The sequence below is a fragment of the Streptomyces sp. TRM68416 genome, assembly GCF_014596915.1.
Lineage (GTDB): Bacteria > Actinomycetota > Actinomycetes > Streptomycetales > Streptomycetaceae > Streptomyces.
The window spans coordinates 92,824-115,249 of the sequence record NZ_JACVWU010000007.1; the positions used below are offsets into that span (position 1 = coordinate 92,824).

Annotated in this window: 15 protein-coding genes; 4 read left to right on the top strand and 11 right to left on the bottom strand. The window is 72.7% G+C overall.

All coding sequences use genetic code 11. The annotated features are described in order from the left end of the window. Nucleotide 1: 1 nt before the first annotated feature. The 5 genes from ICC28_RS13715 to ICC28_RS13735 all read right to left on the bottom strand — a co-directional run bounded on the left by ICC28_RS13715 (nucleotide 2) and on the right by ICC28_RS13735 (nucleotide 7,591). Nucleotides 2-2,164 (bottom strand): alpha-galactosidase, encoded by a 2,163-nt coding sequence (locus ICC28_RS13715; protein WP_188288803.1) that lies wholly within the window; start codon nucleotides 2,162-2,164, stop codon nucleotides 2-4. Then, nucleotides 2,161-4,260, bottom strand: coding sequence for a beta-galactosidase (locus tag ICC28_RS13720; protein ID WP_188288804.1), 2,100 nt, complete (start codon nucleotides 4,258-4,260; stop codon nucleotides 2,161-2,163). The genes ICC28_RS13715 and ICC28_RS13720 overlap by 4 nt, the downstream gene beginning before the upstream one ends. Further along, complete coding sequence (locus ICC28_RS13725; protein WP_188288805.1) at nucleotides 4,257-5,168, bottom strand: carbohydrate ABC transporter permease; 912 nt, start codon at nucleotides 5,166-5,168, stop codon at nucleotides 4,257-4,259. Before ICC28_RS13725 ends, ICC28_RS13720 begins: the two co-directional genes overlap by 4 nt. Then, nucleotides 5,165-6,112 (bottom strand): carbohydrate ABC transporter permease, encoded by a 948-nt coding sequence (locus ICC28_RS13730; protein ID WP_188288806.1) that lies wholly within the window; start codon nucleotides 6,110-6,112, stop codon nucleotides 5,165-5,167. Before ICC28_RS13730 ends, ICC28_RS13725 begins: the two co-directional genes overlap by 4 nt. A 114-nt stretch (nucleotides 6,113-6,226) precedes the next feature. After that, on the bottom strand, nucleotides 6,227-7,591 hold the full coding sequence (locus tag ICC28_RS13735; protein WP_188288807.1) for an ABC transporter substrate-binding protein: 1,365 nt from the start codon (nucleotides 7,589-7,591) through the stop codon (nucleotides 6,227-6,229). Between the two features lie 611 nt (nucleotides 7,592-8,202). Between ICC28_RS13735 and panD the strand changes: the two genes are divergently transcribed. The 3 genes from panD to ICC28_RS13750 are packed head-to-tail and all read left to right on the top strand — an operon-like array spanning nucleotide 8,203 to nucleotide 9,638. Continuing rightward, nucleotides 8,203-8,625, top strand: coding sequence for an aspartate 1-decarboxylase (gene panD, locus ICC28_RS13740; RefSeq protein ID WP_188288808.1), 423 nt, complete (start codon nucleotides 8,203-8,205; stop codon nucleotides 8,623-8,625). 28 nt (nucleotides 8,626-8,653) lie between these two features. Next, on the top strand, nucleotides 8,654-8,998 hold the full coding sequence (locus ICC28_RS13745; protein ID WP_188288809.1) for a GNAT family N-acetyltransferase: 345 nt from the start codon (nucleotides 8,654-8,656) through the stop codon (nucleotides 8,996-8,998). Nucleotides 8,999-9,002: 4 nt separating this feature from the next. Next, nucleotides 9,003-9,638: an aspartate/glutamate racemase family protein gene (locus tag ICC28_RS13750; protein ID WP_188288810.1), complete on the top strand. Its 636-nt coding sequence runs from the start codon at nucleotides 9,003-9,005 to the stop codon at nucleotides 9,636-9,638. A gap of 494 nt (nucleotides 9,639-10,132) precedes the next feature. Here ICC28_RS13750 and ICC28_RS41095 read toward each other — a convergent pair whose 3' ends face one another. From ICC28_RS41095 to gndA, 5 genes are all read right to left on the bottom strand, one after another. Next, the gene (locus ICC28_RS41095; protein WP_317454011.1) at nucleotides 10,133-14,191 is read right to left on the bottom strand and encodes an SAV_2336 N-terminal domain-related protein; all 4,059 of its coding nucleotides are present in this window, start codon (nucleotides 14,189-14,191) and stop codon (nucleotides 10,133-10,135) included. Next, nucleotides 14,184-15,104, bottom strand: a complete 921-nt coding sequence (locus ICC28_RS13760; protein ID WP_188288811.1) for an AAA family ATPase — start codon at nucleotides 15,102-15,104, stop codon at nucleotides 14,184-14,186. The genes ICC28_RS41095 and ICC28_RS13760 overlap by 8 nt, the downstream gene beginning before the upstream one ends. A gap of 171 nt (nucleotides 15,105-15,275) precedes the next feature. Continuing rightward, nucleotides 15,276-17,243 (bottom strand): hypothetical protein, encoded by a 1,968-nt coding sequence (locus tag ICC28_RS13765; protein ID WP_317454012.1) that lies wholly within the window; start codon nucleotides 17,241-17,243, stop codon nucleotides 15,276-15,278. A 29-nt stretch (nucleotides 17,244-17,272) separates the two neighbouring features. Then, nucleotides 17,273-18,226 carry an alpha/beta hydrolase gene (locus ICC28_RS13770; protein WP_188288813.1) on the bottom strand — a complete coding sequence of 318 codons (954 nt, stop codon included), beginning with the start codon at nucleotides 18,224-18,226 and terminating at the stop codon, nucleotides 17,273-17,275. A 93-nt stretch (nucleotides 18,227-18,319) separates the two neighbouring features. Continuing rightward, nucleotides 18,320-19,759 carry an NADP-dependent phosphogluconate dehydrogenase gene (gndA, locus tag ICC28_RS13775; RefSeq protein WP_188288814.1) on the bottom strand — a complete coding sequence of 480 codons (1,440 nt, stop codon included), beginning with the start codon at nucleotides 19,757-19,759 and terminating at the stop codon, nucleotides 18,320-18,322. A 306-nt stretch (nucleotides 19,760-20,065) separates the two neighbouring features. Between gndA and ICC28_RS13780 the strand changes: the two genes are divergently transcribed. After that, on the top strand, nucleotides 20,066-21,205 hold the full coding sequence (locus ICC28_RS13780; protein ID WP_188288815.1) for a transglycosylase family protein: 1,140 nt from the start codon (nucleotides 20,066-20,068) through the stop codon (nucleotides 21,203-21,205). Here ICC28_RS13780 and ICC28_RS13785 read toward each other — a convergent pair. Then, the gene (locus ICC28_RS13785; protein ID WP_188288816.1) at nucleotides 21,195-22,352 is read right to left on the bottom strand and encodes a DMT family transporter; all 1,158 of its coding nucleotides are present in this window, start codon (nucleotides 22,350-22,352) and stop codon (nucleotides 21,195-21,197) included. The genes ICC28_RS13780 and ICC28_RS13785 overlap by 11 nt on opposite strands. Nucleotides 22,353-22,426: the final 74 nt, after the last annotated feature.

The following is a 22,426-nucleotide window of genomic DNA, read 5'->3' on the forward strand; positions in this document are numbered from 1 at the left end:
GTCATGCCGGGCGCTCGACCCGCCGGACCTCGATCAGCGCGAGGCTCTCCGGGTGCAGGGTCGGCGCCTGGACGCCGAGAGCGGACAGGACACGGCCCGGCAGCTCCACACCCTCCGGCGTCCACCAGGGCAGTGCGCTGGTGACCGGTCCCCGGACCGTGTCCCCCGGCGGCAGCGGGGCGACGGCGTAGAGGGCGTCCTCGGCCAGCCCGGGCAGGCGTACGCGGCCCGTCGGCACCTGCACGCTCGTGGTCTTCTGCACCACCGCGTACACGGCACGGGACCGGTCGGCGGCCACGACACCGTGCACATGGACGGCGGGGTCGTGGTGGTCGCCGTGGACGACGCTTCCGCCGTGCAGCAGCGGCCGCAGCCGTTTGTGGGTCTCGATCCACTGGGCGAGCCGGCCGCGCTCCTCGGGCGTCGCCCGGGTCAGGTCCCACTCGATGCCCATGTGGCCGAAGAGCGCGGTCCCGGCGCGGAAGTCGAGGCCGTGCGTGCGGCCGGTGGTGTGCGAGGCGGGGGCGCCGACGTGCGCGCCCATCAACTCGGGCGGCAGCAGCATCCCCGTCCAGAGCTGGATCCGCTGCCGTTCCAGGGCGTCGATGCAGTCGCTCGTCCAGACCCGGTCGCTGCGTTCGAGGATGCCCAGGTCCACCCGGGCGCCGCCGGAGGAGCAGGACTCGATCTCCAGCGCGGGGTGGCGGCGGCGCAGCTCGTCCATCAGCGCGTAGACCGCGGTGGTCTGGGCGTGCACCCCGCCCACGCCGTTCGGACCGCTGCCCGCGTCGACCAGGTCGCGGTTGTGGTCCCACTTGAGGTAGTCGACGGCGTACTCGGCGACCAGCGCGTCCAGGCGCTTGAGCACGTACGTGTACGCCTCGGGCCGGCCCAGGTCCAGCACCTGCTGGTGCCGGGCCTCGGGCGGCATGCGCCCCGCCGCCGACAGGATCCACTCCGGGTGCGCCCTGGCCAGGTCCGAGTCCGGATTGATCATCTCCGGTTCGACCCAGAGGCCGAACTGGAGCCCGAGGGAGCGGACGTGCTCGACGAGGGGATGCAGCCCGCGCGGCCAGATCTCGGGGTCCACGTACCAGTCGCCGAGCCCGGCCCGGTCGTCGCGGCGTCCGCGGAACCAGCCGTCGTCCAGGACGAACCGCTCGGCGCCGACCTCCGCCGCCGCGTCCGCGAGGGCGGTGAGGGTGTCCAGGTCCTGCCGGAAGTAGACGGCCTCCCAGGTGTTGAGCGTCACGGGCCGCGGCGTGGCCGGGTGGTGGGGGCGCTGCCGCAGGTAGGCGTGGAAGCGCCCCGCCATGTCGTCCAGGCCCCGGCCGTACGAGCCCAGCAGCCACGGTGTCGTGTACGTCGCACCGGGTGCGAGGCGCATCTCGCCCGGCAGCAGCAGCTCACCGCCGCCGAGGAGCGAGACCCCGGAGTTCGTCCGCTCGGCGAAGGTGCGGTGGTTGCCGCTCCACGCGACATGCAGGGCCCACACCTCACCGCCACGGAAGCCGAAGCCCCGCTCACCCACCGTGTGCAGGAGCGTGGCGTCGACACCGGTACGCCCGCGGCGGTTCTCCCGCAGGTGTGTGCCGAGCGTGAACTCGTGCCGCTGCGGGGAACGTTCCCGCAGATGACGTCCGGTCAGATCGAGGATCTCGGTCGCGTGCGCCGGTACGGGGAGCGTGAGCTGCAGGGCGTCCACCGTGTAGAGGCCCGCGCCCCGGTTGGTGAGCGCCGCCCGCTGGCGCACGAGACCGGACGCGGTCAGCTCCAGTTCCCATCGCACGGTGAGCCCGGCCTGGTCGTCCACGGCCTCGACGGTCAGCGAGCGGGGGCCGGGGGAACGGACCTCCCGGAGGGTGAAGGAACTGGAGAAGTCGGCGCCCTCGCGGTGGCCGGACAGCCCCGGGGTGCCCAGCCAGCCGGCCGACTGCTCGGGCAGCACGCTCACCGGCACGGGGACGTCGGGAACGCTGGTGCCCAGCTCGGCGCGGCTCGCCAGGGCGAGCGAGGCGAGGACGCGCGAGCCCTCGGGCGTGTCGGCCTCCAGGTCACCCAGGTCGGCGCCCCAGTGCAGCAGCCGGGGCAGCCGGGGACCGGAGCAGTCGAGGAGGAGGCTGACGCCCGCGGCGCGGAAGTGGCGGAGGTGCTCGTCGGTCACGTACGTACGCTTTCGATCGGTCGGGTGCGCGCGGTCGGCTCGACGCCGTCGGCCTCCAGGGGGCCTCGGGCGGGCGTGCCGTCTTCGCGGATCACCATGACATCGCCGGCGGGGACGACGGCCTTGCCGTCGCCGACGGTGCCGCCCAGCAGGTCGGTGCCGGTCGCGGGGACGGACACGTCACGGGAGGTGTGGTTGATCAGGAAGAGGTAGGTCGCGTCCGGCCCGCGCCTGCGGACCGCCTCCACCCCGGCCGGAACCTCCGCCGGGGCCGTGACACCGGCCTCCCGGCAGACCCGGGCCAGCAACCCGCGCAGCGCGGCCGCCTCGGGCCGCGTCGCCACGTACCAGGACACGCCCCTGCCGTAGGCGTGGCGGGTGACCGCGGGGTGGCCCGCGACCGGACCCCCGCACGAGGGATCCTTGTCGAACCGTACGACCGTCTCGGCACCCCGCTGCTCCACGAGTTCACTCCACACCGTGGCCGCCGAGCCGTCGGAGAGCCGTACGGTCTCCGCCTCGCGGAGCGGGAAGAACTCGTCGACGCGGATGCCGAGCATGTCCCGGTAGGCCCCGGGGTGGCCGCCGAGCCGCACGTGGTCGTTCTCGTCCACCACACCGCTGAAGAAGCCGACCGCCGCGTGCCCGCCGTCCCGTACGAAGGCGTCCAGCGAGGACGCGTCCGCGTCGGACGTAAGACAGAGACTGGGCACGAGGACCAGCCGGTGGCCGCTCAGATCGCTCCCGGGATGCACGAGGTCGCACGTGATGCCCAGCGACCACAGCGCCTCGTACCAGGCCCGCACCAGGTCGAGGTAGCGCACGTCCCGCGAGGGGGTGGCGTCCATCTCCAGCGCCCACCAGGCGTTCCAGTCGAAGAGCAGGGCCACGTCCGACTCGACGCGGCTGCCGCGCACCTCCGCGAGCGCCCGCAGGTCCTGCCCGAGAGCGGTGACCTCGCGCCACGTCCTGGTGTCGGTGCCGCCGTGCGGGAGCATCGCCGAATGCCACTTCTCGGCGCCGGCCCGCGACTGGCGCCACTGGAAGAACAGGACGCCGTCCGCGCCGCGTGCCACGTGCGCGAGACTGTTGCGCCGCATCTGCCCCGGCGTCTTCGCCACGTTGCGCGGCTGCCAGTTCACCGCGGACGTGGAGTGCTCCATCAACAGCCACGGAGCGCCGCCGCCCATACCGCGCGCGAGGTCGGCGTCGAGCGACAGCCCGATGTGCGCTTCGGGGTCCGCGGCCGTGAGGTACTGGTCCACGGAGACGAAGTCGCACTCCTCGGCGAAGGAGAACCCGTCGACCTTCTTCTCCAGCGTGACCAGGAGGTTCGTGGTCAGCGGCACCCCGGGGGAGAGACGGCGCACGACCTCCGCCTCGCGTCGGTGCAGCCTCAGCAGCGCGTCCGAGGAGAACCGCCAGAAGTCGAGCTGCTGGGTCGGATTCGGTACGGCCGCGGTGGCGCGCGGTGGCATGACCTCCGCCCAGTCGCCGTAGCGCTGGCTCCAGAACGCCGTTCCCCAGGCCCGGTTGAGGCCGTCGAGGTCCCCGTACCGCTGCCGCAGCCAGTCCCGGAACGCCTCGGCGCTGGTGTCGCAGTAGCAGTGGGCGTTGTGGTTTCCCCACTCGTTGTGCAGGTGCCACAGCGCGAGCGCGGGGTGGTCGCGGTAACGCTCCACGAGCCGTTCGACGAGCCGCCCGGCCGCCTCGGCGTAGGCGGGACTGCTCGGGCAGAACGTCTGACGCGAGCCGTGCGTGAGCCGGACACCGTCGGCGGTCACCGGCAGGGCGTCGGGATGCCGGAGCGAGAACCACGGGGGCGGGGACGCCGTGGCCGTCGCCAGGTCGGCGGCGATGCCGTGCGTGTGCAGCAGGTCCAGGACCTCGTCGAGGAGCCCGAACTCGTACTGCCCGGGCCGCGGTTCGAGGAACGCCCAGGAGAACACGCCGACGGTGACGAGGTTGACGCCGGCCTCCCGCATGAGGCGGACGTCCTCCTCCCACACCTCGCGGGGCCACTGCTCCGGGTTGTAGTCGCCGCCGTAGGCGATGCCGCCGAGCCGGTGGGACAGGTGGGCGAGCGCGTCGGTCACGACTTCACCGCTCCCGCCGCGAGGCCCGCCTTCCAGTACCGCTGGAGCACCAGGAAGGTGATGACGATCGGCACCACCGACACCAGCGAGCCCGTGAGGCTGAGGATCTGCAGCGACGGGTCGCGGCTGACCTGGGACTGCCAGGTGAACAGCCCGAGGGTGACCGGGTAGAGGCGGTCGTCCTGGAGCATCACCAGCGGCAGCAGGAAGTTGTTCCAGATGACCACGAACTGGAACAGGAAGATCGTGACCATCGCCGGTGACATCAGCCGCAGCGACATGGTGAAGAACGTCCGCAGCTCGCCGGACCCGTCGATCCGGGCCGCCTCCAGCAACTCGTCGGGCACGGACGCCGCCGCGAAGATGCGCGAGAGGTACACGCCGAACGGGCTGACGATACTGGGCAGGAACACCGACCAGAACGTGTTGGTGGCGCCGACCTCGGCGAACAGCAGGAACAGCGGCAGCGCCAGCGCGGTGGCCGGCACCAGCACTCCGCCGAGCACCACGTTGAAGAGGAACTCCCGGCCCCGGAAGCGGTACTTGGCCAGGGCGTAGCCGGCCATGGCGGACAGCAGCGTGCCGACGGCCGCGCCGGCCCCCGCGTACAGGAGGCTGTTGAGGAGCCAGGGCAGGTACACGCCGTCCTGCTTGGCGAACAGCGCCCGCAGGTTGTCGAAGAGGTGGAAGTCGGAGAACCACAGGCCGAACGAGTCGACGAGGTCGCCCTGGCTCTTGGTCGCGGAGACGAACAGCCAGAACACCGGCAACAGCATGTAGACGGCGATGACGACCAGGAAGCCGGTGGCCGCGATCACCGCCAGGCGGCTCTCCCGGGGGCCGCGCGGTGCGGTCGTGGAGGTCTGGCGGGGCGCGTGGGCGCCCGCGGTGTCGGTGAGGAGGCTCATGACTCGGCCTTTCGCCCCGTGAGCTTGAGGAATCCGAACGACAGGACGAACGTGGCCAGCGCCAGCGTCACGGACATGGCCGCCGCCTCGCTGTAGTTGTTCGCCGAGGCGAGCGAGTAGGCCGCCAGGTTGGGGGTGTAGGTGCTGGTGACGCTGGTGGAGATGGAGCGCAGCACCTGCGGTTCGGTGAACAGCTGCAGCGTCCCGATGATGGAGAAGACGCCCGTCAGGATGAGGGCCGGACGCAGGATCGGCACCTTGATCCGCCAGGCGATCTTCGCCTCGCTCGCCCCGTCCATCCGGGCCGCCTCGTAGATGTCGGACGGGACGGCCTGCAGGGCGGCGTAGATGATCAGCATGTTGTACCCGGTGTACGTCCAGGTCACGACGTTGCCGATGGACCACAGCATCATCGACGAGCCGAGGAAGTCCGGCGCGGAGCCGACCTTGTCCAGCAGGTCCACGATGGGCGACAGCCGCGGGTCGTACAGGAAGGCCCACATGAGCGCGGCGACCACGCCGGGGATGCCGTACGGCACGAAGAAGGAGATCCGGAAGAAGCGCTTGAGGCGGGCCACCGTCGAGTCCAGCAGCAGCGCGAGCACCAGCGCCAGCAGCAGCATCACCGGGATCTGCACCAGCCCGAAGACCAGCACCCGGCCGACGCTGCCGAGGAACTCGCCGTCGCCGAGCACTTCCTTGTACTGGTCGAGACCGGCGAACACGGTGGTCTTGCGGCCGAAGGTGCCGCCGGTCCGCTCGGTCCTGAGCAGGCTCTGGTAGAAGGCGTAGCCGACCGGAACCAGGGTGAACAGGACGAACGGCACGAAGAACGGCAGGAGAAAGAAGACGGGCGCCCAGTTCCGTCTGCTGCGGGCCGGGACACGGGCGGGGGCGGTCTGCGCCGGCGGCGCGGCTGTGGCCGCTAGGGGGTCGGCGGTCATGGCGTGGTCTCTTCCTGGACTGGACTGGGCTGTGCTGGCGAGTGGCACGGGCCGCGAGCGGGACCCGACGGGCGAGGCCGGGGCGACGGGTCTCCCCGCCGCCCCGGGCCTCCGCTACTTGGCGACGTCGAGGGACTGCTTCTCCAGCGACTCCACCGTCTTGGCGTCCGTCGACTTCAGCGCGTCCTCGAGCGTGCCCTTGCCGCCCAGCGCCCCGGCGACGCCGTCGGCCATGAAGCGGTAGGTGTCGGTCATGGTCGGACCGAACGTCCAGTCCGTGGTGACGTTCTTGGAGGCGTCCGCGAAGACGTCGAAGATCTTCTGGCCGTCGTAGAAGTCCACCGGCTGCTTCAGCGCCGCCAGCTCCAGGCCCGCGGTGGCGGCGGGGTAGAGACCGCCGTCACGGTTGAGGATCTCCAGCGCCTTCGGGTCGGTGTTCAGCCACAGGGCGAACTGCGCCGCCTCGTAGGGGTGCTTGCTCTTGCCGAGGACCGCCGTGGTCGAGCCGCCCCAGTTGCCGGCCTTCTTCTCGCCCGCGGACCACTGCGGCATCGGAGCCACGCCCCACTTGCCGGCGGTCGCCGTCGCGTTGTCCCGGATGGTGCCGTAGCCCCATGCGGCGCTGACCCAGGTCGCCACCTCGCCGTTGTTCCACGCCTTGTACAGCGCCGGGGAGAAGCCCTGCAGATCGGTCGCGACCAGCTTCTCGTCGATCATCTTCTGCCAGTAGTCCGCCACCTCGCCGGCGGCCGGGCTGTCGACGTCGACCTTCCAGGTGTCACCGTCCTGCGCGAACATGTTCGCGCCCTTCTGCCACAGCAGACCGCTGAACCAGTTCGGGTCCGTCTGCGAGAAGTGCGTCATGTACGCCTTCGGGTCGGCCTTCTTCAGCTTCTTGGCCGCCTCGTAGTACTCCTCCCAGGTCGTCGGGACCGCGATGTCGTTCTTCTCGAACAGGTCCTTGCGGTAGAAGAGCGCCATCGGGCCGGTGTCCTGCGGCACCGCCCAGACGCCGTCCTCGCCGTCGGCGCCGAAGGTCACCTGGGACCAGGTCCAGTCGACGAAGTCGCCCTGGGCCTCCTTGACGCCCGCGCACGCGGCGATGTCGGTGAGGCCCTCCTGGAGGCGGAAGCTCGCCAGGGAGTCGTACTCGATCTGCCCGAGGTCGGGGGCGTTGCCGGCCTTCAGGGCGTTCGACATGTTCTGGTACGTGCCGGCGTTGCCGTTCGGGGTGGACTTGACGGACACCTGGATGTCGGGGTTCTGGCGGTTCCACTCGGCCACCGCCTTGTCGACCCCGGGGATCCAGGACCAGTACGTGAGCTTGACCTTGCCCTCGCTCTTCTCGCACTTGGCCTGCTCACCCGAGGCGCCGTCCTCGGAACCGGAGCCGCCGCACGCCGCGGTGGCGAGCAGGGGGAAGGCGGCAAGGGCCACCAGGGCCCGGCGAAACGCGGGGCGATGGGTCCGCAGTGACATGGCGTCTCCTCGGGTGCGTGCCGCTCCGCTACGTGTCCCGGTGCGGCGGGTGCGCATACCTTGGCTGTTAACTGTTCGTAAAGTCAACACAGTCCATCGCTAAATAACGGAATCAAACAAGAACCGTTATCGGGCGTGAGGGGGCGGCGGCGACTGCTACCCACCTGCGGGAGTTGGCTTCGTCGATCAACGGACGGGATTGCCGAACGCTGTCAGGGGGCGTTCCGGGAATATGCATAAGCAAATAATCGTGGGTGGAGGGATCGCCTCCCCTCATCGGAAAGGTGGGCGGGGGGCGGCGGCGCTCGGCTTGCATTCCTCCCAAAGCTGCTGTTCGACGGGCTGAACGAGCAGGGTGATCCGCTCCCCGCGCGATCGGGCCGGCCGCCGTGAGTCGCTGCCTTGAGGCGGAGGCGTTGTGCGCGGGCGCATAGGGCCGGGACCGCGATGACCGGCCGGGCCGGGCGGAGGCCTCCGGCAGGATTGATGGCCGCCGTCGCCGACAGCATGATGTTCCTCACGCCCGTCGACTTCGACGTGCGCCCGTGTAGAGTGAAAACCGCCCTTGACCTGCACAAAGCAGGCAGGGAGCCGTCTTCCGGGAGTCCATAGTGCTGCGCACCATGTTCAAGTCCAAGATCCACCGTGCCACCGTCACCCAGGCCGACCTGCACTACGTGGGGTCGGTGACCATTGACGCCGATCTGCTCGACGCGGCCGACCTGCTGCCTGGGGAGCTCGTGCACATTGTCGACATCACCAATGGCGCGCGGCTGGAGACGTACGTCATCGAGGGGGAGCGCGGATCCGGGGTGATCGGGATCAACGGGGCCGCGGCGCATCTCGTTCATCCCGGCGATCTGGTGATCATCATCAGCTACGCTCAGGTGACCGACGCCGAGGCGCGGGCGCTGGAGCCGCGGGTCGTGCACGTGGACCACGACAACCGGATCGTGGCCCTCGGGGCCGACCCGTCGGAGCCGGTGCCGGGCTCGGACCAGGAGCGCAGCCCCCAGGCCGCCGTATCGGCCTGAGCCCCCCGGACGGACCAGGAGCGAGCCCATGAGCGACATCGAGATCCGCGACGACCGGGCGGCGGGCCGCCTGGAGGCCCTCGACGGCGGCGAAGTGGTGGGCCGTATCGAGTACTTCGTCCTCGAAAGCCCCGGGCGCGCCCTGGTCCCCGTGCACACGGTCGTCGAACCGGCCCACGAGGGCAAAGGCATCGCGGGCTCGCTCGCGCGCGAGCTGTACGGCATCGCCGAGCGCGAAGGGACCGTCGTCGCCCCGCTCTGCCCGTACGTCGTGAAGTGGGCCGAACGCCACCCCGAGGAGGCCCCCGCCGCCGACCCCGCGCTGCGGCGGGCGGCGAAGGAGTGGCTCGCGGCGCACCCCGGGCGGTTCTGACCCGGTGACGCTCGCCCTGCTGCACACCTCGCCCGTCCATGGGCCCGTCTTCGATGCCCTGCGCGACGAGACCCACCCCGGGCTGGAACTGCGGCACATCGTCGACGAGTCGCTGCTGGACCGGGCGCGTGCGCACGGCCCCGACACGGTGGCGGACGAGGTCGCGTCGACGCTTCGTCGTGCTGTCGCCGAGGGCGCCCGAGCCGTCCTGTGCACCTGCTCGACGATCGGCGGCGTGGCGGAGGCGGTCGACGCCGGTGTGCCGGTGCTGCGCGTCGACCGGCCCATGGCCGCCGCGGCGGTGTCGGCCGGTCCCCGGGTCGTCGTCCTCGCGGCGCTGGAGAGCACCCTCGGGCCGACCGCCGAACTGATCGAGGAGGAGGCCGGTCGCGCCGGCCGCCCCGTCGCCCTGGTCTCCCGGCTGGTCGAGGGCGCCTGGGCGCGGTTCGAGGCGGGCGACACGCAGGAGTACGTACGGCGGGTCGCCGCCGCGGCCGACGAGGTCACCGACGCCGACGCGATCGTCCTCGCGCAGGCCTCGATGGCCCCCGCCCGCGAGCTGGCGTCGACGCCCGTCCCGGTGCTGTCCAGTCCGCGGCTGGGACTCGCGGCCGGGGCGCGCGCGGTGGCGTCGGCCTGACGCTGTACGGCGGGGGTGGTGGTGTTGGTCTGGTGCCGTACGGCTGGGGCGGTGGCGGTGGCCTGACGTCGTAGGGCTGGGGCGGTGGCGGTGGCCTGACGCTGTACGGCTGTGGTGGTGGCGTTGGTCTGACGCCGTACGGTTGTGGCGGTGGCGCCCGTTTGACGCCGTACGGCTGCGGTCGGTGCCCCGGCCGGGTGACTGTCGGCGCGGGCGCCGGGTACGCGGGGGAGTAGTCCGGAGAGCCGACGCGTACGACTGGCTGGAGGACGCCATGACCCACCCGTACCCGGACCCCGTCCATCCGGACCCGACGCCGGGTCCGGACCCACAACCGCATCCCGTGCCGCCCCCGGAACCCCCGCCCGCCCCGGAGCCGACCCCGCCGCCCGCGCCGACCCCTCCGCCGGGCCCCCGGCCGGTCCCGGACCCGGACCCGTCCCCGATCCCGCCGGGACCCGAACCGGTGCCGAACCCCGAGCCGGGACCGCCGCTCAGCTGACCCGGGCGTCCGCCGACGAGCGGGGCAGGCGCACCGCGAACCCCACCAGCGGGCCCACGGACTCCTCGCCCTCCGGCGGACGGACCAGGTAGATCGTGAGCAGGGCCTGATCGGGGCGGCGCACGTCACGCACGGCCTGGGGCGACGGCCAGCGGGCGGTGATGCCCGCGGCGGCTTCGGGGGTCGCGGCGAGGGCGGCGGCGTACTGCTCCTCGTCGAGGTCGGCGAAGGTGTCGCTGACGCCGCTGAGCCTCCCGATCCGGTAGGTGCGGTCGGCGGACACCCGGTCCATGGGCTTGCGCGTCGCCAAGTCGAGGTAATAGCCGCCCAGTTCGACCTCGGGGCGCTGGCCCCTGACCGCAGGGCGGGCGAGTTGCACGGTCCACCTGCTCAGCTCCCCCTGCTGCACGCGTCGCCGGATGTGCGCGTACAGCGCGTCGAGCTGATCGCGCTGCACGACGGCACCCGGCCGGTAGAGCCTGAAGAACTCCTCCATGATCAGCTCCGGCGGGACGTCACGCCAGATCGGATTGCGCCCCCGGTTCTCCGGGCTGCTGCCGCGCCCGTCGAGGAGGCGGACGAACGTCTCCGCCGCGTGCAGGTTGGCGCGCACCGCAGCCGGCGCCAGGCTGAACGAGCGGGTCTCCACGTCGGCTTCGAAGAAGGCGGACGACAGTGTGAGGAACCTATAGCCCGCCAGCACCTCCGGCGTGGTGTACAGGCGGCAGAGGTCCCTTGAGTCGGTACGGAGGCTGAAGCCATTGCTCAGTCGGAGGAGAGACTCGGGAGTACTGGCGGACATCAGGTGATAGCCGACGGTCAGGCCTTCGAGCGCGGGACCCTGGGTCAGCTTGGTGCCACCGACCGCGATGACGTTCCTTCCCGCGCGCCGGAGGAGCGGCTCGGGGGGCAGGCCGTCGGAGTCGCTGTTGACCAGTGCGACCTGGATCGTGTGGACGACGAGTGACGCAGCCGCGAACACTTGCTGCCACGTGATCGGCCACCCTGCTGACCCATCACCAGCGAACTCCGCGTGCCACAGCGTCTCAAGGTCGGCCATCGGCGCTGTGTGCGCGCTGCTGAAAGGATCGGCCGGCGAGAACGAGCGCCGCAGGAGCCGGACGTGCCGTGCGATCCCGTCGCGCACATGGGACTGCACGGCCTTGTACCGGCTGACCGACACCAGCATCGAGTTGCCCACGTGCACCTGCCCCCGTACCTCGCGGATCGCGCAGGCCAGCACGAACACGTTGATCGCTTCACGCAGGGAGGGCGGGAGGTCGGGCTCGGGGTCGTCGCCGGTCCGGGCCCGGACCAGAGTCGTCAGCCAGGCCTCGTCGTCGGTGACTTCACGTAGCTGGGGCAGCATGTCGGGGGTGAGTGGCGCGGGGACGTCGTCATCGGCGGGCTCCGGGAAGTACCGGACGACGTGGTTCGGGTACAGCGGCTCTTCCCGGCCGGCGGAGTCGACGAGGGGGACGAACGGGCCGTAGGCGAAGCTGACGTAGGCGGCCCGGGGGACGGACGACAGCAGGCGGTGGACCGCCTGGTCCGCCGGGGAGGGGCCGTGCCGCCCGGAGGGGCTGTCCTGCGCGGTGTCGATGACGAGCAGCGGGAGGAACGCGTGCGATCCGGTCCGGGACTGCTTGACGATCCAGGAGCAGACGCGGTCGACGACCGTCCTGTTCTTCTTGACCACGAAGACGAGCGGGCCGTCCAGTTCGTTGACCGGATGGCGGGCGGCTGCGCGGGCGCCGAAGTCGCCCTCGGTGGAGGTCAGGGCGACCACCGGCGGGCGAAGGAAGGCGCGCAGGGTACCCACGCCGATCGCGTGGGCGTACGGAGCGTCGGTCGATTCGTATCCCAACAGGCCTTCATCCACGCGCCGTTGGGTCTGCAGCCGGGTGGTGTTCTGCGTTCCGGCGAGGATGACGACGGCACCGTACCCGGCGTCCAGGGCCTTGGCGGCCAGCCCGATCGCCGTCGTGGTCCGACCCGACTGCGGAGGGGTGGCGGCCATCGTCGGAGTCAGCCACGGGCCGGGTCGGGCGGGGTTGCCGAGACTCGACATGAGTGTGTCGGTGATCTGGTCCAGCCGGGTCGTGTACGACGAGGGCGAGCGCGCTTCGAGATGGGCCTTGAACCGCGCCCAGAACGAGTCCGGCCGGAGCTCGGTGGGTGGCGTGTACCACAGTGGACGGTCGCCGTCCGCCGCGGCGGTGTCGTGGAACGCGGCGACGTGGGCCTCCAGTTGCCGGCGCAGCTCGCGGCCGTCCAGCGAGATGCCCTGGGCCGCCAGCAGCCCGAGCACCGTGTCGACCGCGGCGACCAGGGCATCGACCAGGACCGTTCGGCCCACCGGAAGCAGTGTCTCTGCCATCCGCACCGCGAGGCGCAGAGGATCGGCGACCGGGGCCGGTACCTGCAGCGCGGGCTGCTCCTGCGCTACCGGAGCCAGCCCCAGCAGCTCCAGCGTGCGCGCCAGCGCCCGGCCCGCCGGTGCCGCCTCCGCCGCAAGGCTGCCCGCGCCGTCTGCCGCGGCGGTCCCGCCGGCCACCACCGGCATGCGCCGAAGGCCGTGGCCGCGCCCGGCGACGTGGCTGCCCAGCGCCCTGGTGAGCCGTAGGGCCTCGTGCTCGGGCAGCGCACGCTCCAGGTGGCAGCGCACCTCGGCCGAGGCCTGCAAGGTCACCGTGCCGGACGGGTCGGTGCGCAGCGCGAACAGGTCGGAGGCGAGCACCTCGGCGAGGTCGGCGGTCGTCGCCTCCGGCACCAGTTCCTGGCGCAGGACGTAGAGCATGTCCAGGCTCAGCCGCTCGAAGGGGGCCGAGAGGACCGCCATGCGGGCCGCCGCGGGTGCTGCGGTCCGCAGGAAGGCCTCGGTGCGGGCTGCCGGGTCCTTGCGGGCGGTGGGGCGAGGCTCCGTCGGGGCAGGCAGGCCTCCGGCGGGGCGCGGCAGGTCCGGGGCGGGCGGGCGTCCGCCGGACGGGACCAGGACGGCGGCGCAGCCCTCGGGCGCTGCGAGCATCACGGTGCGCGACCAGCGGTCCAGGGAGTGCGGGGACAGCGACAGCACCGGCAGGGCGAGCCATTCCTGCGCGCGCGAGCCGCGGGGCAGCAGCGGCGGCAGCCGGAAGCCCAGGCCTGCGTTGCCGGACCCGGGACCGCCGGGCAGAGCGCGGGCGGTGGGCAGGTCCAGGCCCGTGCGGCGCCACAGCTTGGTCGGCAGGGGGTTGAGCAGCGCCACGGGCGCCGTCCGCGCCCAGGTGCGCAGCCGCTGCCAGATCACGGGCGACCGCCAGGCCGGGGCGGCGCAGTCCGAGACCACGACGACCAGGCGGCGGCCGCCGGGCGAGCCGAGGTGACCGGAGGCGACGGGCAGGCCCTGACGGTCCGTCAGCGCAGGCTCTCCGTCGGGGGAGAAGCGAAGGTCGCGTGCCTGGAGGGTGCGGAAGGCGCCCAGTTCGTCGAGGAGGCCGGTGAAGGCGTCGACGGTCTCCCGCCACACCTGCATCGAGGGCGAGCGGTCGACGACGACCACGACGTCGAACCAGCGTTCCGGCGTGGGGGAGAGGACCGGGAGGAGTTCGCCGCTGCGGGCGTAGGCGTCGACGGTGGCCGTCACGTCGAGCGCGTGCCGGTGCCCCGCCGTCCAGGGGCGCTTCCACGGCCGTAGGGCTCGGGCCAGGGGGAGCGCCCGGGGAAGCGCCGACGGCCGGGGCAGGGCGAGCGGCTGTCCGGGGACGGGGGCGGAGGAGTCCGGCAGGCGTTCGTGCAGGGGGCGGGGCGGCTGCTCGGACCGGATGGCCGGGGCGGGCCGAGGGGCCGGGATCGTGGTCTCGGAGGGCGTGACGGGGCGCGGGCGGGGCCTCCGTGCCGCCGGTGGCGGGGTCTCTTCGGCCAGGGGCTCGGCTGCCGGTGGCGTGGTCGCGGAGGCCATCCGCGAGGCGAGCCACAGGGCCTCCGCGAGACCCGTCGCGTCGAGCTGCGGGGCCGCCCTGCGCAGCGCGGAGACGGCCCGTGCCAGCGCGGCGGACGGCTCCTCAGACACGGGACAGCTCGCGCAGGACGAGGTCCAGCACGCTCTGCGTGGCGTCGCCGTCCGGGGCTTCCTGGCCGGTCAGCACGTGTACGGCGTTGAGGAGTTGGTCGACGGCCAGGCTCTCGCCGGCGTGGAGGCGTTCCACGAAGCGGGCGATCAGGGTGTCTACGGCGGGGGAGTCGTCCTCGGAGACCGTCAGGTGGGCGGCGACCACCTGACGCAGGGACTCGACCGTCGGCGTCGGCATCGAGAACCGGATGCAGCGGCGCAGGAACGCGGCCGGGAACTCGCGCTCGCCGTTGCTCGTCATCACGATGAACGGGAAGGTGTCGCACCGCACCCGCCCCTTCTCCACCGCGTGGCGGCCGGTGTCGCCCCACGCGCGGACGGGCACGACGTCCTGCTGGTGGCGGGCCAGTTCCGGGATCTCGAACTCGCCCCGCTCCAGCACGTCGAGCAGATCGCTCGGCAGGTCGAAGTCGCTCTTGTCCAGTTCGTCGATGAGGAGCGCGCGGGGCCGCTCGCCGGGCAGCAGGGCCGTGCCCAGTGGCCCCAGCCGGAGGAAGGAGGCGATGTCGTCGTCGCCCGCGAGCCGCTGGGCGTGGATCCGGCCGAGCGCGTCGTACCGGTAGAGGGCGTCGACCAGGGTGCTGCGGGAGGTGATGTGCCAGCGCAGCGGATCGCCGAGCTTCAGTTCGGCCGCGACCTGCTCGATCACGCTGGACTTGCCGGACCCGGGCGCCCCGGTGAGCAGCAGCGGGCGGCGCAGGGCGAGGGCCGCGTTCACGGCCTCCACCAGTCCGGGCGGGGGCCGGAACTCCATGGGCGCGGGCTTGCGGGGGAAGACGCGCCAGGGCGGCGGTTCGCCGAGGTCGACGTCCCGGGGCGTGCCGTCGCCGACATAGAAGGGGGTCCAGGTCATGTCCGAGTGCTCTCCATCGGCTCAGCGGGGGGCGTAGTGGCCTTAGTGGTGGTCGGAATCGGCTCGGCGGGGGGGGGCCAGTGGTTTTGGTGGGGGTCGGCATTGGTTCGGCGGGGGGTGTAGTGGTTTCAGTGGGGGTCGGCATCGGCTCGGCGGGGGTCGGCATCGGCTTCAGCGGGGGTCGAACAAGTCGCAGAAGTCCAGCCATTGCGCGTCGTGCCATGCGGAGCGCACCCGGGCCAGCTCCGGGTGGCCGTCGCCCGGGTCCCGCGCCGCGGCGCCGTGCTGCCAGGCGCTGCGGTAGGCCGCGCTCAGCTCGCCCGGCATACGGTCCCAGTGGCGGGCGACGCTCTGCCGGGCGGCGTCGGGCAGGTCTCCCGGGTCCTGCGGCCACAGCACGACCGGCGCGAAGGCGAGCAGGGGCTCCAGGACCTCCGTCAGCCGGTCGGGGCGGTGGCCGAGGGCGAGCGCCCCGCCGTAGGCGCCGTCCGCCAGCCGGTCGGCGAGCGCCTGCGCGTCGCCGGTGTCCTGCTCGCCGAGCCAGTGCGGGGCGGAGTCGAGCCGGTCGCGCGCGTAGTCGTTGATCCAGTCGAGGTGCGCCGGCGGGCACAGCCGGTCGCTCCAGCGCAGGACGATCTCGTAGGAGAGGCCCAGACGCGGTCCGCGCTGCTTCGTCTCCTCGGGGCGCCAGGTGGCCAGCAACGCCGTGGGGGCGGCGATGTCGACGTGCCGGAGCCGGCATCCCGTGGCCCGGGCCCGGCGTTTGGCCCAGGCCAGTACGGCGAACAGTTCCCGTTCGACGCCCTCTTGCGTCGGCGTGCAGCCGAACTCCTCGTGCGCCAAAGGGTGTTCGCCGTCCAGCAGCCAGGCGAGCAGGGTCTCCGGCCAGTCGTCGGCGACGGCGGCGTGCAGGCTGACGACCAGACGCAACCGGCCGTCGGCACTGTGCTCCGCCAGGCGCGCGAAGGCGTCGTTGAGGTCCACGACGGCGTCCGTCTCCCTCGCCCAGGCCGCCAACTCCGGTGTGGCGGGGGTGAGATGGTCCTCGGCCGCGAGCGCGGCGACGAACGCGGCCGTCGCTGCCATACGGCCGTCCCGCAGGCGGGGAACCCGCAGCCGCAGCGCCTCCACGCAGTCCCGCAGCAGCTCGCCGCCGCAGCTGTCCGGGACGGTCACCGCGCCCTTGGCGGCCGTGGTGAAGGCCCGTCTGAGCCGGTCGGAGGTCAGCGAACCGGGCCACTCCCTCAGCAACTTGGCGGTGCGCAGCGCGTCGGCCAGGGCGTCGGCCACCCGCAGCGCACAGGCGGCCGCCTCCGAAGGCCGGGCTCGGAGACTGCCCCGCAGCCGCTCCAGATCGGCCCGCGCCGTCGGCACCGCCTCGCCCAACGGTGCGAGCGCCCAGCGCAGTTCGTCCTCCGCCACCGGCCCCAGCAGCGGACCGTGGCCCGCCGTGTGCCGGATGTTGCGGGCGAACCAGACGCGCCCCGCGAGCGAGTCCCCGTTGGCCGTCACCACCCGGGCGCCGGTGCCCGCCAGGGCGTCGACGGCCTCCTGCACATCGTCCGCCGTCAGGAACTCCCCGGCACCGGCGAGCCCCTCGCGCAGCACCCGTACGACACCCCTGCTGAACGCGAGTCCGTACGCGTCCTCGAAGACCCCCACCGACATCAGCACCGACAGCCGCACGGCCCCGCCGCGCACCCCGGCGCCCAGCGCGGCCAGGTCCGGTACGGCCCCGGCGGCGCGGCAGGTGTCGACCAGCGCGAACACTCCCCGCACGCCCGGGGTGTCCACGGCGGCGGCGAGGAGGCCGCCGAGGTCGACCACGGTGCCCGGGACATCGGAGCGCGAGTCGCTCGCCATGAACAGCAGCCGGGGAGCGTCGCCGGGCGTGGTGCCGTGCCCAAGGAAGGCGAGGACCAGCACGGCGCCCGCCTCGGCGGCCCGTTCCGCCGCGTCCCGTACCGCCTTCTCGACCTGGGTCTGCATCACGTCCGGACCGCACAGCAGCGAGGGCAGACCCTGCGGCGGCTCCGCGCAGCCGCCAACGGCCGGGTCGAGCAGAACGGCGTGCAGGGACCGGGCCACGTCCTCCAGTCCGTCGAGGACGGCCAGGTCGGCGCACTGCGGTGCGATCACCAGCAGATGTCGGGGCGGGGGCGGGGGCGTCATCGGGCGGTGACGGCACTCAGCGCCTCGACGACCGGCCCCGCCACGCCGGGCTGCGCCAGGTATTTCGCCGCCGGATGCACATGGGCGCCGTCGGAGTCGACCCGGCGGCTCACCGGGGCGACGGAGGCGGTGTTCGGCGCCACGCAGCGCGCGACCTCGGGCCCGGCGGTGACGAAGTCGTCGCGGTCCCAGAAGTCCAGCCAGCCGCCGACCCGTTCCGGTGTCCGGAGCGGCCGCGGGCGCATGCGGGGCTGCACCGCGGCCCGCATGCCGATGGGCGAGCCCAGGGTCACGAACAGCGGGACCGGTGCCCGGTGTTCGTGCAGGGTCTCGTAGGCCACCACCGTGCCCAGCGAGTGGGCGACGACCACCGTGGGGCCGTCCGGGTCGAGTTCGGCGGCCACCCGGTCGCGGATGCGCCGGTCGAGGCCCACCCCGGCCTCGTCGGCGTGACCGCGCGCGAGGTACTGCCTGACCTGGCGCAGCACATGGACCATCATGCGGGCGCTGGTCCAGCCGCCGACCGTGCGCAGTCCGGGCAGGGACAGCAGGGTGTTGGCCGCGGCGAGCGTCTGCCGCAGGACCGCACCGGCTCCCTGCGGTTCGCCCTCGGGGGCGAGCTGGGTGCGGGCGCGGCGCAGCACCCGGGCCTCGTGGGCGTCCTCGGGCGCGCGGAGCCGGTCGTCGACCGCCTCCAGGAGCATCCCCGCCAGCTCCTCGTCCTCCGGCGTGGGCCGTGCCACCGCGCCCTGGACTCCGTTGCCGGGGAACAGGTCGCCGTAGTAGGCGAACCGGATGTCCGGCGAGGGGCGGTCGAACAGGTCGAGCGCGCTGCGGGAGTGCCCGGCCGCGCGGGCGCCGTCGGCCAGGGCGCGCCGCCACTCCTCCCGCTTGGCGTCCGCGTCCAGCGGCCTCCCGACACCGTGTACGAAGACCAGACGCGGTCTCATCGATCCCCCCGGCAACTTCCCCTGGCCCCCCTCGCGTTCACCCCGGCGGCGGGGCCGGGGCGAAGCGCGAGAATACCAACCGTGAACGGCCCGTCAGCCGGAAACCTCCGACCGGTCCCCGCCCCACAGCGTGTGGAACGAGCCGTCCCGGTCCACCCTGCGGTACGTGTGCGCCCCGAAGAAGTCCCGCTGCCCCTGCGTGAGCGCCGCGGGCAGCCGCTCCGCACGCAGCCCGTCGTAGTACGCCAGCGCCGCCGAGAAGCCGGGCGTCGGCACGCCCTGCCGGGTCGCCGCGACGATCACCTCGCGCCAGTCGTCCTGCGCGTCGGCGATCTCCCGCGCGAACGTGTCGTCGGACAGCAGGCTCGGCAGGTCGGCGCGGGCGTCGTAGGCGGCGCGGATCCGGTCCAGGAACGCCGCCCGGATGATGCAGCCGCCGCGCCAGATCGACGACACCGCACCCAGGTCGATGTCCCAGTCGTACTCCGCGCGCGCCGCGTCGATCTCGTGGAAGCCCTGCGTGTACGACACGATCTTCGACGCGTACAGCGCCTGCTCCACCCGGTCCGCGAACGCGCCCGCCTCCGCCTCGCTCAGCGCGGACGCCTTCGGCCCGGCCAGCCCGCGCGAGGCCTCGCGCAGGGCCGCGTGTCCGGACAGCGACCGTGCGAAGACCGCCTCCGCGATGCCCGACACCGGTACCCCCAGGTCCAGGGCGATCTGGACGGTCCAGCGGCCGGTGCCCTTCTGCTCGGCCTGGTCCACCACCACGTCCACGAACGGCTTGCCCGTCGCCGCGTCCACGTGCGACAGCACCTCGGCGGTGATCTCGATCAGGTAGGAATCCAGCCGGCCCGTGTTCCAGGTGCGGAAGATGTCCGCGATCTGCGCGGGCTCGTACCCGGCCACATCGCGCAGCAGTTGGTAGGCCTCACCGATGAGCTGCATGTCGGCGTACTCGATGCCGTTGTGCACCATCTTCACGAAGTGCCCGGCACCGTCGGGACCGACGTGCGTCACGCAGGGCGCCCCGTCCGCCGCCTTCGCGGAGATCTTCTCCAGCATCGGGCCGAGCGAGTCGTAGGACTCCTTCGGGCCGCCCGGCATGATGCTCGGCCCCAGCAGCGCGCCCTCCTCGCCGCCGGAGACGCCCATGCCGACGAAGTGGATGCCCTGCTCGCGCAGGTCGCGCTCGCGGCGCCGGGTGTCGGCGAAGTGCGCGTTGCCACCGTCGATGATCATGTCGCCGGGTTCCAGGAGCGGTGCGAACTCCTGGATCACCGCGTCGGTCGGGTCGCCGGCCTTGACCATGACGACCAGTCGGCGGGGCCGCTCCAGGGCCGCCACGAAGTCCTTCGCGGTCTCGGCCGCGACGAACTCGCCCTCGCTCCCGAACTCCTCCACCAGCGCGTGCGTACGCGCCGCCGTCCGGTTGTGGACCGCGACCGTGAAGCCGTTGCGCGCGAAGTTGCGGGCGAGGTTGCGGCCCATGACCGCGAGACCTGTGACGCCGATCTGGGCTGAACTGCTCATACGGGTGGCTCCTCAAGGGTCCGGTATCGGTGGTGCCGGTCGTGCCCGTCAGTATGGCCGCAACGACCATCGTGACGTGCCGGTACGCCGGCCGCACGTCCGGGCTGTCCGACGTTCCGCAGGCAGATACGCACCGGAGGTCCACCCCGCCTCAACCGTTCGTCGAGTGGCGTCTCTTCCCACGTTCGCCAAGTGGCGTCGCTTCCCGGCCGTTTGGTCGCGGGAGCGGCTGATTGCCGTCTTGTCATGGCCTGTTACATGCGCTTACTTTTGGCGCTCCTGACGCACGTCGAGGGGGCTGGAGACATGGCCGTACGCGGCCGGCACCGCCGGTATCAGCCGAACAGGATCAACCGCGCCTCGCTCACCGTCACGGCGGGCAGCGCCGGAATGGCGATCCCGCTCATCGGCACCGGCACCGCGCAGGCGGCCGACGTGGACACCTGGGACAAGGTCGCCGCGTGCGAGTCGACCAACAACTGGAACATCAACACCGGCAACGGCTACTACGGCGGCCTCCAGTTCGCCCAGTCCACCTGGGAGGCGTACGGCGGCACGCGGTACGCCCCGCGGGCCGACCTGGCCACCAAGGACCAGCAGATCGCCGTGGCCGAGAAGGTACTGGACGGGCAGGGGCCGGGCGCCTGGCCGGTGTGCTCGGTGCGCGCCGGTCTGACCAGGGGCGGCGGCACCCCCGACATCTCCACCGCCTCGGTACCGGACGTCCAGCCGCAGACCACACCCCAGTCCCGGGCCGGCAGGGCCGAGATGTACACGGTCGTCCGCGGGGACACCCTCTCCACGATCGCCCAGGAGCAGCGGGTCAGGGGCGGCTGGCAGGGGCTGTACGCCGCCAACCGCAAGACCGTCGGAGCCGACCCCGACCTGATCCTGCCCGGCCAGCGGCTCGCGCTGCGCGGCAAGCCCGTCACGGCGGCCTCCCCGGCCGCCGCCACGTCGGCGCCGGAGCGGAAGAAGCCGGCCGCCAAGAAGCCGGCCGCCAAGAAGACATCCGCGAAGCCGGCGCAGAAGACCTCCGGCAGGACGATGGTCTCCCCGGTGAGCGCGGCCACCGGCACGCCGTACCGCAAGGCGGGCCCCTCCTGGTCGAAGGGCTACCACACCGGGGTCGACTTCCCCGTGCCCACCGGCACGTCCGTGCGGTCGGTGACGTCCGGCACGGTGGTGAGCGCGGGCTGGGAGGGGTCCTTCGGCTACCAGGTCGTGGTGCGCCACTCCGACGGCCGGTACAGCCAGTACGCCCACCTGTCGGCGATCTCCGTGAGGAGCGGGCAGCAGGTCGGCGCGGGGCAGCGGATCGGCCGTTCCGGGTCCACGGGCAACAGCACGGGCCCGCATCTGCACTTCGAGGTGCGGACGGGACCCGGCTTCGGGACGGACCTCGACCCGGTGGCCTATCTGAGGGCGGGCGGGGTCAGGATTTGATCCTCGTGCGATGCCGGTCCAGGACCGGCATCGGGATGTACGGGCCGCCGTAGAACGGGCCGTAGAGGTGCGGTACGGGGTACGTGCTCGGCCCGTCGTCCTCCGGTGCGGGCACCGGCACCAGTGCCTCCTCCGGTACGGGAAGTTCCGGTAGGGGAAGCTCGGGCACCGGAAGCGGCACCGGCTCCTGCGTCCGGACCGGGACTCCGGCCTGCTCCGGGACCGTGCCGAGCAGCTCACCGGCGGGCACGGGCTCGGCGACCGCGTCGGCCCCGGCGGTGACCCCGGCCTCCGGCAGCGGCTTCGGGGCCGCCGGGGTGCGTGCGATGCGCTCCGTGGTGAGCAGGATCAGGCCACCCGCCGCCACCACGCCACAGCTCAGCGCGAGCGCGGTGCCGGCCGTGCCGTACCGGAAGGTTTCGCCGAACATCGTGATGCCGACCGCGGCCGCCACGACCGGGTTCACGACGGTCAGCACGGCCAGCGGGGCGGCGAGTCCGGCGCCCCGGTAGGCGGCCTGCGACAGCAGCAGGCCGGCCGTGGCGAACACACCGATGGCGGTCAGGGCCGGCAGGTCGCCCGCCGTCACCGCGCCGTCCCAGTCGACCGCGACGATCTTCGTGAACACCGAGGACATGCCGAAGGCGATACCGGACGCGGTGGCGAGCAGCACGCTGCGCACCACCGGGTGCCGGTGCGCCGCCCGCCCCGCGATCATCAGGGCCACGACCGCGCCCGCGGTGACCAGGGCCACGGCCATGCGCTCGGCGGTGCCCAGCGACTGCGACTCGGAGGCGCCGACCAGCGAGAGCAGACCGGCCAGACCCACGGTCGCCATGATCGCGCCGCGCCAGGCGGTCGCACCGGCCTTGCGGCCCACGAACAGCGCCGCCATCGGCAGCGCGAACACGATGGTGAGCGCGCCCAGCGGCTGGACGAGGCTCAGCGGACCGTAGGCGAGGGCCGCCACGTGCAGCAGGCCGCCCAGGCCGTTCAGCGCCACCGCGGCCCACCAGGTCGGCCGGCGCAGGGCCGCGTACTGCCCGCCCGGCGCGGACACCGCGACGTGCTCCTGCACGATCGCTCCGCCCGCGTAGGCCACGGCGGAGACGAACGACAGCAGCACGGACAACGCGAGGGCGCTCATGAGCGGCTCCTCTGCGTGAGGCGAGGGCTCTTCGTCCCGCGCGACGGGCGGTCGGCTTCCATAGCCAACACGAT

Bases quoted from the DNA above. Each gene is read 5' to 3' on its own strand.
- ICC28_RS13725 (WP_188288805.1), bottom strand. From the start codon at position 5,168: ATGAGCCTCCTCACCGACACCGCGGGCGCCCACGCGCCCCGCCAGACC.
- ICC28_RS13730 (WP_188288806.1), bottom strand. From the start codon at position 6,112: ATGACCGCCGACCCCCTAGCGGCCACAGCCGCGCCGCCGGCGCAGACC.
- ICC28_RS13735 (WP_188288807.1), bottom strand. From the start codon at position 7,591: ATGTCACTGCGGACCCATCGCCCCGCGTTTCGCCGGGCCCTGGTGGCC.
- ICC28_RS13745 (WP_188288809.1), top strand. From the start codon at position 8,654: ATGAGCGACATCGAGATCCGCGACGACCGGGCGGCGGGCCGCCTGGAG.
- ICC28_RS13760 (WP_188288811.1), bottom strand. From the start codon at position 15,104: ATGACCTGGACCCCCTTCTATGTCGGCGACGGCACGCCCCGGGACGTC.
- ICC28_RS13770 (WP_188288813.1), bottom strand. From the start codon at position 18,226: ATGAGACCGCGTCTGGTCTTCGTACACGGTGTCGGGAGGCCGCTGGAC.
- gndA (WP_188288814.1), bottom strand. From the start codon at position 19,759: ATGAGCAGTTCAGCCCAGATCGGCGTCACAGGTCTCGCGGTCATGGGC.
- ICC28_RS13780 (WP_188288815.1), top strand. From the start codon at position 20,066: ATGGCCGTACGCGGCCGGCACCGCCGGTATCAGCCGAACAGGATCAAC.
- ICC28_RS13785 (WP_188288816.1), bottom strand. From the start codon at position 22,352: ATGAGCGCCCTCGCGTTGTCCGTGCTGCTGTCGTTCGTCTCCGCCGTG.